Annotated in this window: 12 protein-coding genes, 2 tRNA genes and 1 other RNA gene; 7 read left to right on the top strand and 8 right to left on the bottom strand. The window is 72.8% G+C overall.

All coding sequences use genetic code 11. The features are described 5' to 3' along the window. Positions 1 to 62: 62 nt before the first annotated feature. The 5 genes from FXF52_RS00130 to ffs all read right to left on the bottom strand — a co-directional run bounded on the left by FXF52_RS00130 (position 63) and on the right by ffs (position 6,189). A complete protein-coding gene (locus FXF52_RS00130; protein ID WP_148793058.1) occupies positions 63 to 1,733 on the bottom strand; it encodes an ABC transporter substrate-binding protein in 1,671 nt (556 codons plus the stop codon). A 555-nt stretch (positions 1,734 to 2,288) separates the two neighbouring features. After that, complete coding sequence (gene recR, locus FXF52_RS00125; RefSeq protein WP_148793057.1) at positions 2,289 to 2,882, bottom strand: recombination mediator RecR; 594 nt, start codon at positions 2,880 to 2,882, stop codon at positions 2,289 to 2,291. Positions 2,883 to 2,890: 8 nt separating this feature from the next. Then, positions 2,891 to 3,199, bottom strand: coding sequence for a YbaB/EbfC family nucleoid-associated protein (locus FXF52_RS00120; protein WP_030502117.1), 309 nt, complete (start codon positions 3,197 to 3,199; stop codon positions 2,891 to 2,893). 108 nt (positions 3,200 to 3,307) lie between these two features. Next, positions 3,308 to 5,992 (bottom strand): DNA polymerase III subunit gamma and tau, encoded by a 2,685-nt coding sequence (locus FXF52_RS00115; protein ID WP_148793056.1) that lies wholly within the window; start codon positions 5,990 to 5,992, stop codon positions 3,308 to 3,310. 107 nt (positions 5,993 to 6,099) lie between these two features. Next, positions 6,100 to 6,189, bottom strand: an RNA gene (gene ffs, locus FXF52_RS00110) — signal recognition particle sRNA small type. Between the two features lie 81 nt (positions 6,190 to 6,270). Between ffs and FXF52_RS00105 the strand changes: the two genes are divergently transcribed. Further along, positions 6,271 to 6,355: transfer RNA gene (locus FXF52_RS00105), tRNA-Ser, on the top strand. Positions 6,356 to 6,430: 75 nt separating this feature from the next. Here the strand turns inward: FXF52_RS00105 and FXF52_RS00100 are convergent. After that, positions 6,431 to 7,675, bottom strand: a complete 1,245-nt coding sequence (locus tag FXF52_RS00100; RefSeq protein WP_148793055.1) for an MFS transporter — start codon at positions 7,673 to 7,675, stop codon at positions 6,431 to 6,433. 82 nt (positions 7,676 to 7,757) lie between these two features. Between FXF52_RS00100 and FXF52_RS00095 the strand changes: the two genes are divergently transcribed. Genes FXF52_RS00095 through FXF52_RS00085 form a run of 3 tightly spaced genes read left to right on the top strand, consistent with a single transcriptional unit; the run spans position 7,758 to position 9,471 of the window. Beyond that, entirely contained in the window at positions 7,758 to 8,276 is a 519-nt protein-coding gene (locus FXF52_RS00095; RefSeq protein WP_187413259.1) for a helix-turn-helix transcriptional regulator, read from the top strand. A gap of 53 nt (positions 8,277 to 8,329) precedes the next feature. Continuing rightward, positions 8,330 to 8,944, top strand: a complete 615-nt coding sequence (locus FXF52_RS00090) for a hypothetical protein (protein ID WP_148793053.1) — start codon at positions 8,330 to 8,332, stop codon at positions 8,942 to 8,944. Positions 8,945 to 8,976: 32 nt separating this feature from the next. Then, entirely contained in the window at positions 8,977 to 9,471 is a 495-nt protein-coding gene (locus FXF52_RS00085) for a hypothetical protein (RefSeq protein WP_187413294.1), read from the top strand. Positions 9,472 to 9,526: 55 nt separating this feature from the next. Here FXF52_RS00085 and FXF52_RS00080 read toward each other — a convergent pair. After that, positions 9,527 to 9,616: transfer RNA gene (locus FXF52_RS00080), tRNA-Ser, on the bottom strand. Between the two features lie 75 nt (positions 9,617 to 9,691). Here FXF52_RS00080 and deoD point away from each other — a divergent pair. The 3 genes from deoD (at position 9,692) to FXF52_RS00065 (ending at position 11,597) form a co-directional block, all read left to right on the top strand. Next, positions 9,692 to 10,399: a purine-nucleoside phosphorylase gene (deoD, locus tag FXF52_RS00075; protein WP_148793051.1), complete on the top strand. Its 708-nt coding sequence runs from the start codon at positions 9,692 to 9,694 to the stop codon at positions 10,397 to 10,399. A 110-nt stretch (positions 10,400 to 10,509) separates the two neighbouring features. After that, a complete protein-coding gene (locus FXF52_RS00070) occupies positions 10,510 to 11,148 on the top strand; it encodes a TetR/AcrR family transcriptional regulator (RefSeq protein ID WP_148793050.1) in 639 nt (212 codons plus the stop codon). Next, positions 11,145 to 11,597 (top strand): thioesterase family protein, encoded by a 453-nt coding sequence (locus FXF52_RS00065; RefSeq protein ID WP_148793049.1) that lies wholly within the window; start codon positions 11,145 to 11,147, stop codon positions 11,595 to 11,597. Before FXF52_RS00070 ends, FXF52_RS00065 begins: the two co-directional genes overlap by 4 nt. A gap of 58 nt (positions 11,598 to 11,655) precedes the next feature. Here FXF52_RS00065 and FXF52_RS00060 read toward each other — a convergent pair whose 3' ends face one another. Then, positions 11,656 to 12,108 carry a nucleoside deaminase gene (locus FXF52_RS00060; RefSeq protein WP_187413293.1) on the bottom strand — a complete coding sequence of 151 codons (453 nt, stop codon included), beginning with the start codon at positions 12,106 to 12,108 and terminating at the stop codon, positions 11,656 to 11,658. Positions 12,109 to 12,172: the final 64 nt, after the last annotated feature.

Raw genomic sequence — 12,172 nt, 5'->3', positions numbered from 1 at the left:
GGTCGGCCCGGGCCGGGGGAAGCCCGGCCCGGGCCGATTCCGCGTACGGCGTCAGTGGAGCGTCAGCCGACGCTGACCGTGTTGAACCGCTCGTCGGTCAGCGGGCTGGCGATCAGGCCCTTGACGTCCTTGGTGACCACGATGGCCGGCGGGGCGTGCCAGACCGGCACGGCCGGCAGCCACTTGGCGGCGATGTCGCGGTTGACCTGCTCCCAGGCGGCCTTCTTGCCGGCCTCGTCGACCGTGCCGTCGGCCTTGGTGATGGCGTCGAACATCTCGGTCATCCCCTGGTCGCCGAACTCGTTCTTGGCCCGGCCGAAGAACGTCCCGACGAAGTTGCCCGGGTCGTTGTAGTCACCGGTCCAGCCGAGGATGTGCAGGTCCTGCTTGCCGAAGGTCTGCACGTCGTCCTTGAAGCCACCGTTCCACGGGCGCGGCACACCGTTGACCTTGATGCCGACGGCCTGCAGGTCGTTGGCGAGGACGGTGAAGATCTCCTGCGGGTTCGGCATGTACGGCCGGGAGACGTCGGTCGGGTAGTAGAAGTTGAGCGTCAGACCCTCGGCGCCCGCCTCCTTGAGGAGCTGCTTGGCCTTCTCCGGGTTGTAGTCGTACTTCTGCACGTCCGGCGCGTAGCCGAGCACGGTGTCCGGCATGAACTCGTCGGCGACCTTGGTGCCGCCCGGGCCCTTGGTCTGGACGAGCTGCTGACGGTTGAGGGCGTAGGCGATGGCCTGACGCACCCGCAGGTCCTTCAGCTTCGGGTTCTTCTGGTTGATGCCCAGGTAGAGGACGTTGAACGCCGGGCGGTTGATGACGTTGAAGCCCTCACCCTCCAGCGCCTTACGGTCGGCCGGGGCCGGGAAGTCGATGCCCTGAACGGTGCCGGCCCGCAGCTCCTGCTTGCGGGTGTTCTCGTCCGGGATGACCTTGATGATCAGCTTGTCGACCTTGGCCTTCTCACCCCAGTAGTCGGGGTTCCGGTTCAGGGTGATCTCGCCCTTGGCCTTGTCCCAGCCACCGAAGGTGAACGGGCCGGTGCCGACCGGGTGCTCGCTGGCGAACGCGCTGTACTCGAAGGAATCGCCGTTCTGCTTGACCGTGTCGGCGTCGTACTTCTTCAGCGCCTCGGGGCTGGCGATCGAGAGTGCGGTCAGCGCGAAGGCACCGGGGAAGGCGCCCTTGTACTGGTTGAGGGTGAGGACGGCGGTGTTGTCGTCCTTGGCCTCGCACTTGTTGTAGACCGCCTTGCCGGCGTTCTCGCTCTCGTTCTTCGCGAACCCGCCGAAGACGTCCATGTAGTAGATCATGTTCGCCTGGGCGGCGGCGCCCTTCATGTTGTACCAGCGGTCGAAGTTGAAGCAGACCGCGGCGGCGTTGAAGGCGGTGCCGTCGTGGAACTTGACGCCCTTGCGGAGGTGGAAGGTCCAGACCTTGCCCTCGGCGTCGTGCTCCCAACTCTCCGCCAGCGCGCCCTGCAGGTCGGCCGTGCCCGGCTTGTTCTGGATGAGCGTGTCGTACATCTGGCGGATCGGCCGGAACGACTCACCGTCGTCATTGAAGATCGGGTCGAAGTTCTTCGGGTTGCTGGCACCCGCGAAGACGAAGGTGCCGCCAGTCTTGGCCCCGCCGCTGTCACCGTCGCGCTCGCTCTTGGCGCAGCCGGACGCCCCGACCGCCAGAGCGGCTGCGGCCGCGAGGGCCACGGCCGCTTTACGCCTGCTCGCCTGCATCTCTCACCTCTGTCATGCGCCTGTCCACGCCGAAGTTGTGGCTCAGTCTGTGTGCGGGAGGCTATGACACGACACACAGAAGCGGAACGCCCGTTAGGCAATCTCTATCAAGCCGACACCAAGCGGCCGGTCTGACAGGGACCGATCTCGCGACAAACAGGACTGTCACAGTCGCGAGCAGATGATGGGATCGGGCGTATCCCTGCAAATCGGCCCCATCGCCCGGCGCGGTGCTGAACGGCTCTCGTCCCACATTCCGGGTATCGCACCATCGGTGCCGCCCGGAGCTGGACTCGCGAATACCTGCGGGCGATGGCGACGGGGCTGGACTCGGCGAGGACCACGAGGCCGGGCTACCGCGCCCGCGCGCATGACTCCGCCCCGGGCGAGGGGTTGCGGTCCACTCCTCCGGTGCCTACGAACTTGATGACGTGGATGGATCGCCCGCCCGTCGGCCGGCTGACTCGTTCACGTCATCAAGTTCGTAGCGTCGCAACGGCCTTGTCGCGTCCCCCGCAGGGCCCACGCACGCAGCACCACGCGGGGCGCGGGCGCTCAGACCGCCCGGCGGCCCTCGAACGCCCGGCCGAGGGTGATCTCGTCGGCGTACTCCAGGTCGCCACCGACCGGCAGGCCGCTCGCCAGCCGGGTCACCGCGATCCCCATCGGCTTGACCATCAACGCCAGGTACGTCGCGGTCGCCTCGCCCTCGGTGTTCGGGTCGGTGGCGAGGATCAACTCCCGGACCGCGCCCCCGCCGAGCCGGGTCATCAGCTCGCGGATCCGCAGGTTGTCCGGGCCGATCCCCTCCAGCGGGTTGATCGCCCCGCCCAGCACGTGGTAGCGGCCGCGGAACTCACCGGTCCGCTCGATCGCCACCACGTCCTTCGGCTCCTCCACCACGCAGAGCACCTCGTCGGTACGCCGCGGGTCTCGGCAGATCCGGCACTGCTCCGACTCGGCCACGTTGAAGCAGGTGGTGCAGAACCGCACCAGCTCCTTGACCTTGCGCAGCGCACCGGCCAGCCGGTTCACGTCGGCCGGATCCGCCGACAGGACGTGGAACGCGATCCGCTGGGCGCTCTTCGGGCCCACGCCCGGCAGCCGGCCCAGCTCGTCGATCAGGTCCTGGATGGCACCCTCGTACATCTGCCGGCTCAGAACCCGGGCAGGCCGAGGCCGCCCATCCCGCCCGCGACCGGACCCATCTTCTTCTCGGTCAGCTCCCGGGCCGCCTCGGCGGCGTTGTGCACCGCGGCGACGACCAGGTCCTCCAGGGTCTCCACGTCCTCCGGGTCGACCGCCTTCGGGTCGATCTTGATCGCCTTCAGCTCACCGGTGCCGGCGACGGTGGCGGTGACCAGGCCACCGCCCGCGGTGCCGGTCAGCTCCGCCTCGGCCAGCTCGGCCTGAGCCTTGGCGATCTGCTGCTGCATCTTCTGCGCCTGCTTCAGCATCTGCTGCATGTTCGGCTGTCCACCTGGGCGCACGGATGGCTCCTTCTCGCACTCGTCTACTCGGCCGCGCCCAGCCTAGTCGGGTGGCGGCACTGCTCCTCGGCGGTCGACCCGCGCTCAGCGCGCGTCCACCTCGTCGATCTTCTCCGCGCCGAACGCCTCCCGGAGCAGCTGCACCGCCTGCTCCTCGCTGGACTGCCGGGCGGTCCGCTCGTCGATCACGTCGTCCAGCGGCTCGTCACCGGGGTCGAAGCCCTCGTAGGCGGGAGCCGCGGCCGCCGCGCGACCGGCCACCGGCCCGTCGTAGTCCGGGTCGTAGGGCGGTTCACCCGCCCAGTCGGCGTCCGCGGTCTTGGGCTGCGCCGTGCGGGCTCCCTTGCCGGGCCCGCCACTCGCCGCGGCCGCCGCGGCCGCCCGGGCCGCCGCGATCGCGCTGCTCACCGGCGCGCCACCGGCCGCAGCCGCCCGGGCTGCCGCGACCGCGCTGCTCGCCGGTGCACCGCCGGCCGCACCCGCCGCAGGCTGCGGCGGCGTCGGCGGCGGACCAGCCGGCTTGGGGACGGCGGGAGCCGCCGTCCCGGTGGTCGTGGCGCCCCCCGGCCGGGCCGGCTCGGGCCAGTCGTCCGCGCCGGTGGCGGTCGCGGCACCGCCGGGGCGGGCCGCCTCCGGCCAGTCCTCCTCGGCCCCGCCGGGCTGGGCCGGCTCGGGCCAGTCCTCGTCGTCGCCAGCTGCCTCGGCGGCGCCACCACGACCGCCACCGGCCTCGCGGGCCGCCCCGGCCGGGGAGGCACCGGTTCCGTTCCGTGCACCGGCAGCGATCGCGGCGCCGCCGGCATCCGACCGAACGCCGCCGGACGAAGCACCACCCGGACCGGCGGGCCGACCTGCCGAACCACCGCCCGAACCCGCCGAGCCGCCAGACCGGCTCCCGTGGGCGCCGGCCGGACCTGTCGAAGCGTCGGGCTGCCCGGCGGGCGCCGGCCGGGTGGGGGCGGCGGGACGCGCCGGGCCGCCGAGCGAGGCGGCACCCCGCTCACCGGCCACCTCGCAGCGGATCTGCCAGCGGCCGCCCAGCTCCTCGTAGAGCGCGTCGGTGAGCACCGCGGCGTGGTCGGCCATCATCCTGGCCAGCACCGTCGACTTCACGGTCAGCACCAGGGTGTCGCCGTCCAGCTCGCGGACCACCGCGTCGCGCATCAGCGCGGCGATCCGCTTGTTGGTCCGGTTGACCTTGCCGACCACCTCGGGCCAGACCCGGCGTACGGCGACGGCGTCCAGCGCGCCGGCCGGGGCGGAGCCGGGACGCGGCGGCTCGGGGGTGGCCGGGTCAGACATCACCGCCGAGGCCGGTGCCGGACGGCGGGCGGGGCTTCCGGACACCGGGCCAACGGCAGGGGTCGGCGGGGTGCCCGCAGCCGGGTCGGTCACGCCCGGGGTGGTCGCGGACCGGGTCCCGGCCGCCGCGGCGGCGGCCCGTGCGGCGGCCACCCCGGACGGGGCACCGGCAGCCGCCGGCGTGCCGGCGGTCTCCGGGTCGAGCGCGGCGGCAGCCGCGGCCGGGGCGGGCGGCTCGGGGCGTACCTCCGGGGCGGGGGCGACCGGCGCGGGGCCGGCGGCGGCCGACGGCAGTTCGGCGCCGCCCAGGGTGAGTCGGCGCTCCATCCGTTCGAGGCGCTGGAGCAGGCCGCCGGTGGAGTCGTCCACGCCGGGCAGCAGCATCCGCGCGCAGATCAGCTCCAGCAGCAGCCGGGGCGCGGTCGTGCCACGCATCTCGACCAGGCCGTTGTGCACGATGTCGGCGCACCGGGACAGGGTGGCCTGGCCGAGCCGCTGGGCCTGGGCGGCCATCCGCTCGATCTGGTCCGAGGGACCGTCGATCAGGCCCTTGGCGGCGGCGTCCGGCACCTGCTGCATGACGATCAGGTCACGCAGCCGCTCCAGCAGGTCCGAGGCGAACCGGCGCGGGTCGTGGCCGGCCTCGGCGACCCGGTCGACGGTGGCGTACGCCGCCGCGCCGTCGCCGGCGGCGAGCGCGTCGCACATCTCGTCGATCAGTGCGGAGTCGGTGACGCCGAGCAGTGCGGCGGCCCGGGCGTAGCTGACCCCCTCCGGGCCGGCGCCCGCGATGAGCTGGTCGAGCACGGAGAGGCTGTCCCGGGCGCTGCCGCCACCGGCGCGCACCACCAGCGGGAAGACCGCCGGCTCGACCTTGACCCCCTCGGCCTCGGTCAGCTGCTCCAGGTAGGGGCGCAGCACCTTGGGCGGGATCAGCCGGAACGGGTAGTGGTGGGTCCGTGACTTGATCGTGCCGAGGACCTTCTCCGGCTCCGTGGTGGCGAAGATGAACTTGACGTACTCCGGGGGCTCCTCGACCAGTTTGAGCAGGGCGTTGAAGCCGGCCGACGAGACCATGTGCGCCTCGTCGATGACATAGATCTTGAAGCGACTGCGGGCCGGGGCGAAGAACGCCTTCTCGCGCAGCTCGCGGGCGTCGTCGACGCCGCCGTGGCTGGCCGCGTCGATCTCGATGACGTCGATCGAGCCGGCCCCGTCGGTGGCCAGCGAGCGGCAGGACTCACACTGGCCGCAGGGCTCGGGCGTGGGACCCTGCTCACAGTTGAGCGAGCGGGCCAGGATGCGGGCGCTGGAGGTCTTGCCGCAACCCCGGGGGCCGGAGAAGAGGTACGCGTGGTTCAGCCGCCCGCTGCGCAGCGCCTGCGACAGCGGCTCGGTGACGTGCTCCTGACCGATGACCTCGGCGAACGTACGGGGCCGGTACTTGCGGTAAAGAGCCAGTGCCACCCGTCCCGCCTCCTCTCGACCGAGCCATTCTGCGCCGGTCGGGCGGGGGTGACCAACCACCACCCCGTGACCTGACCCGCAGGGACGTTACCGGCACCCGGAGACAGAAAGGCCTCCCGTGCACCCGGCAGAGCCCGCTTATCCTTGCTGCCTTCCGGCCCTGGGGAGGTTCACGAGATACCGCCGCACGGGAGGTGCCCCAAGCGTACCCGACTCCGAGGCGATCTCCAGGGGGTGGTGGGGTGGCCCGCCCGACGGAGACCTGTATCCTGGCTCGCGGAGGATTCGCCTAGAGGCCTAGGGCGCACGCTTGGAAAGCGTGTTGGGTTAACACCCTCACGAGTTCGAATCTCGTATCCTCCGCCGTTGACGCAAGGGCCGGCCCCGCTCGGGGCCGGCCCTTCGGCGTTTGCCCGGCCGGCCCCTCGGCCGGGCTCCTCAGCTCCGGTCACTCACCGCAGCGGCCGGGGCCGAGGTGGGCAGGCCGGGTGCGGGGGCGGCCGGGCGAGCGCCGCCGCGCAGTGCCCAGCCGGCGACCAGCCCCGCGCCGGCCGCCGCCACCAGCAGGATCACCCGGTGGTCGACCAACGCCAGCAGGCCGGCGGCGGCGAGGACGGCGACGGTGCCGGGGCCGAAGGTGAGCGTGTTGACCGTGGCGGCGACCCGGCCGACCAGCGCGCCCGGGGTCTCACGCTGCACGGCGGTCCAGACGGTGATCAGCACCAGCGGCACCCCGATCCCGACGGCCAGGGTGCCGACGGTCACCGGGACGAGGGCGGGCACGGCGCGCAGCGCCAGGCCGGCGGCGAAGACCGCCACCGCCGCCGCGGTCAGCCGCCGGTCACCGAGACGGCGCAGCAGCGCCCCGGCGGCCAGCCCGCCGACCAGCGACCCCACGCCCTGCACCAGGGCGAGCACGCCGTTGAACTCGGGCGGTCGGTGCAGGCCGGCGTCCACCACGGCGTACGCGACGGTGCCGTTGACGCCCATCAGCAGCATGGTGGCGCCGGCGCAGGTGACGAGGCGCCGCAGTGGGGCGTGCCGGCGCAGGTGCCCCAGCCCGTCGGCGAGCTGCCGCCCCCAGCGCTCCGGCGGGGGCGGTGGTGCCTCGCGTACCCGGATCAGGGTGAGGGCGAGCGCGGCGAGGGCGAAGGTGGCCACGTCGAGCAGCACCACCGGGGGCCCGCCGTACGCGGCGAACAGGGCCGCGCCGGTCAGCGGGGCGAGCAGCTTCATCCCCTCGTTGACGGTCGACCGCAGCCCGTTGAAGTCGCCGAGCAGTTCGCCGGGGACCACGGCGGGCACCAGCGCCGCCTCGGCCGAGTCGATCAGGACGAAGCTGACCCCGTACGCGAGCATCACCACGAAGATCAGCCAGACCCGGGCGGCGGAGTCCACCAGCAGCAGCACCGGCAGCAGCACCGCCATCGCGACGTGCAGGGCGATCAGCAGGGGCCGGCGACGGAACCGGTCGGCGAGCACGCCGATCAGCGGGCCGACCAGGGTGGGCCCCCAGACGCCGAGGGTGACCAGGCCGGCCAGGCTGCTCGATCCGGTCAGCTCCTTGACCCAGATCGCGGCCACCAACAGCATCGCCGCCGTGCCGAAGCCAGAGACCAGCACGGCGCCCAGGTAGAGGCCGGCGGGACGGTTGCGCAGCACCCCTGCCGTACCCCAGCTCATGTCGCCCGATTCTGGCCGCGCGCCACCCCCAAGTCAATGCTTGGGGGTGGGCACGGCCACCCGATGCGGTTCAATGGCGGCCGTGAGCAGCACCGATCCGCGCCTGCGCGCGCTGGCCCATCCGGTACGACTGCGCATGCTGTCGCTGCTGTGGAGCGCACCGCTCTCCGCCGCGGCGCTCGCCCGGGAACTGGCGATCTCGCACGCCCTGGCCAGCCAGCACCTGCGCCGGCTGGACGCCGCCGGCCTGGTGGAACTGGCCGACGTGCGTAGCCGGCGCGGCGGCCGGGAGCGCCGCTACCGCGCGGTACGCGGCCCGCGGCTCACCGACCAGCAGGAGGGGCAGGCGCTGCTCGCCGAGTCGCTGGCCCGCAACCTGCTGGACCGGGTGGCACACCGGGCCCCGGATGCGGCCGGCGTGACCATCGACGCCGAACTCTGGGTCGCCCCCGAGGAGTGGGAGGCGGCCCGGCGCCGGCTGCACGCGATCATGACCGAACTGCACGACGCCGCCCGGCCCCCGCACGCCCCCGGTACGGTCCGGGTGGGCGCCACGGTGATGGCCTTCCCGATGACCGACGCCCCGCCGCCCGCCGACTGACCGCCCGTCGCACACATGTTCTATCCACAGCCTGTGGACGCCGAGAGGATCGGATGAGTTACGAGCTCAGCGCGGTCGTCGCCGACGTCGAGCTGCTCCGCGAGCAGACCGCCGACCTGGACCACGCGGTGCTCGCCGCGCTCCGCCAGGACTTCGCGCTGCTGCCGGTCACCCCGCAGCTCGTGGCGGAGCTGACCGGCGGGCTGCCCGACTTCCGCACCGACGAACCGTCCGCGGCGCAGCCGTTCCAGCTCGTCCTCTCGCCGGCCCTCACCGGATTGCTGGCCCGCTGGTCACGGCAGGGGCCGGTGGCGTACCTGGAGGCGGCGTTCGCTGGCGGGCTGGGTCACCAGTCGGCGGTGGTCTGGCTGGGCGGCGCGGTGAGCTGGGGGCCGTGCTTCGACGACACCCTCGACCGGCCCCGCACCGAGTGGCCGATCAATGCGGCACTCACCCGGCTCGGCGCCGAGCCGGGACCCTGGATCGACCCGTTCGCCGAGCTGGGCCTGCACCTGGAGCGCGACACTTCCGGCTGGCTGGCGCACGGCCGGCGTGGCCTGTCCGCCGACTACTGGGACGACCTGGCCGAAGAGTGGGAACTGCGGCAATCCGAGCCGCACCAGCAACCTCCGCGCCCCGGTCCCGTTGGGGACTGGGGGAGCGCATGAGACTGCGACAATTCGGATTCATCGCCGCGCTGATGGCGGCCGCGTCGATCGCCGGCAGCGGCGTCCGTCCACAAGGGGCGGACGTATCGGCCCGCCCGGTCGGGGCCGCCGAGGTGGTCGGGCTCGACGGGCTGCACGACGCCGAGTTCGGCGTCACCGAGCAGGAACTGACCCGGCGCGGGGTGCTGCGTACCGACGTGGCGGCGTGCGGGCCGACGCTGGCCGGGCACGAATCGGTCAGCCCGATCTTCGTCGACGACCGCCTGGTCCTGCTCTGGTTCGACGACCCGATGAGCACCCCCGAGGGGATCACCGTCGGCACGCCGATCAGCGAGGTGCGCGCGCGGTACCCGGCGGCGGTCGACCTGACCGCGCCACAGGGGACGCACCGCTTCGACGGGCTGCTCGCCCGCGACGGCGACCGGGCATACCTCTTCCTCCACGACCGCAGCACGGTCCGGAAGATCATCGCCGGGTACGCGGACTGGGCCCGCCGCCTCTTCGACGAGGGCTACGGCCCCTGCTGACCGGATTGGCTACGGATACGACGAAGCGCCCGGGATGTCCCGGGCGCTTCGTCGTTGGCGGTGGCGGCGGGATTTGAACCCGCGGAGGGCGTAAACCCTCACACGCTTTCGAGGCGTGCTCCTTAGGCCACTCGGACACACCACCGCCGAGTAGGGTACAGGACCCTGGGTCCGGACGCCGAACCGGTATCCCCGGGCCCGGCCTGGCAGGATCTTTGCCATGAGTACGCACATCGGCGCTGAGCCGGGAGAGATCGCCGAGCGGGTCCTGATGCCGGGCGACCCGCTGCGGGCCAAGTGGATCGCGGAGACCTACCTCGAGGACCCCCGCTGCTACACGACGGTCCGCGGCATGCTGGGCTTCACCGGCCGCTGGAACGGCGTCGAGGTCTCCGTCCAGGGCTCCGGCATGGGCATGCCCTCGGCCTCCATCTACGCCCACGAACTGATCAACGAGTACGGCGTGAAGACGCTGATCCGGGTGGGCTCCTGCGGTGCCCTACGGGAGGACCTCCAGCTGCGTGACGTGGTCGCCGCCATCGGCTCGTCCACCGACTCGAACATGAACCGGATGCGGTTCGACGGGCTGATCGACTACGCCCCGGTTGCCGACTTCGGGCTGCTGCGCACCTCGGTCGAGGTGGCCGAGCGGCGCGGCATCACCATGCACGTCGGCCCGATCCTGGCGGCGGACGCCTTCTACACCGACCGCCCGGACCTCTACGACACGCTGGCCGACTACGGCGTGCTGGCCGTGGAGATGGAGTCGGCGGCGCTCTACACGATCGCGGCCCGGTTCAAGGCCCGCGCGCTGACCATCCTCACGGTCAGCGACCACATCAAGACCGGCGAGAAGACCTCCTCCGCCGAGCGCGAGCAGACCTTCAGCCAGATGGTCGAGGTCGCCCTCGACACCGTCATCGCCTGACCGTCCGGGACCCTTCGCCGCCCCGCCGCCGACTCGGTGGCGGGGCGGCGGCGTTCCAGGTCACAGAAACAAATACGACCGGTCGTGCTTTTTTCGGTTACGCTGCCCGCATGACCTCCGATGGCCGGGTCGCCCGCGGCGACCGTACCCGCACCGCCGTGCTGGACGCCGCGGTGTCCCTGGCCACCGAGGCCGGCCTCGACGGCCTCTCCCTCGGCCAGCTCGCCGAGACGCTCGGGGTCAGCAAGTCCGGCCTGTTCGCGCACTGGCGCTCGAAGGAGGCCCTCCAGCTCGCCACCGTCGACCGAGCGGTGGTGCAGTGGCAGGAGCGGATCATCGCCCCCGCCCTGCGCGCTCCTCGAGGCGTACGCCGGATCTGGGCGCTGCACGACGCCCGGATCGACTTCTACGCCGCCCGGGTGCTCCCCGGCGGCTGCTTCTTCGCCACCACGGAGTTCGAGTACAACGCCCGCCCCGGCCCGGTGCGGGACCGGATCGCCGAGGCGTTCCGCAGCTGGACTACCTTCCTCGAACGCCTCGTCCAAGAGGCGGTCGACCTCGGCGAGCTGCCCACCGACGTGGACGTCCCGCAGCTGGCCTACGAGATCGACGCGCTCGGCATCAGCGCCGTGATGCGGTCCCGTCTGCTGGACCCGGACGCCGCCTACCGGCACGCCCGCCAGGGCCTGCTGACCCGCCTGCGGGCCCTGTGCCCCGATCCCACCCTGCTACCGGAAGGCCCCCGATGAGCGACCCCACTCCCGAGTTCGGCCACGTCGAGCACGTGCCCGTGCACTTCGACGACCTCGACGCCATGGGCATCCTGCACAACGCCCGGTACGCGGTGCTGCTGGAACGCGCCCTCACCCCGTACTGGGCCGAGCGCGGCGTCTCCTTCCGGGGCGGGCGGCACAGCTCCCCCGACGCGTTCCACGCGGTACGCGAGTTCACCATCACCTACCGGGCCCCGATCACCGGGACCGGGCCGGTGGCGGTGCACTTCTGGCTCGAACACTTCGGCACCAGCAGCGCGCGGTACGCCTTCCAGTTCCGCTCGGTCGACGGCCACACCCGGTACGCCGAGGGCACCCGGTCGATCGTCCGGCTCGACCCGGCAACCATGCGCCCCACCGCGTGGACCGACGCCGCGCGGGCGGTCGCCGCGACCCTGCTGCGCCCCGCCCCGGTGCCCGCCTGACCGGCGGGGCGGCTAACCGGGCCCGTGCGCCTCGCGAGGCGTTGAGCGGGGCCCTTCCTTACCGGAAGAAGGCGCGCAGCAGCGCGGCGCTCTCCGGCTCGAGCACCCCGCCGTACACCTCGGGGCGATGCGTGAGGCGGCGGTCGCGCAGCACGTCCCAGAGCGAGCCGACCGCGCCCGTCTTCGGCTCCCACGCGCCGAAGACCACCGTCGAGATCCGGGCCAGGGAGATCGCGCCCGCGCACATCGTGCAGGGTTCCAGCGTCACCACCAGGGTGCAGCCCTCCAGCCGCCAGCGGCCCAGCCGCTCGGCGGCCCGCCGCAGCGCCAGCACCTCGGCGTGCGCGGTCGGATCCCCGGTCAACTCCCGCTCGTTGCGCCCGATCGCCAACTCGGCGCCGTCCGGGCCGTAGACGACCGCGCCGACCGGGACGTCCTCGACCACCGCGTCGCCGTCCTCCGCCGGGCCGCTGTCCGGGCCGGTCACCGCGACCTCCAGCGCCCGGCGCATCCACAACTCGTGCCGCTGCCGGCGGCCCACGCTGCCCGGATCGGCCAGGCCCTCGTCCGCGCCG

The sequence above is a fragment of the Micromonospora sp. MP36 genome, from assembly GCF_008119785.1.
GTDB lineage: Bacteria > Actinomycetota > Actinomycetes > Mycobacteriales > Micromonosporaceae > Micromonospora.
Note: the sequence above shows the minus strand (reverse complement) of the source record. Positions and strands in the feature narration are given on the sequence as shown.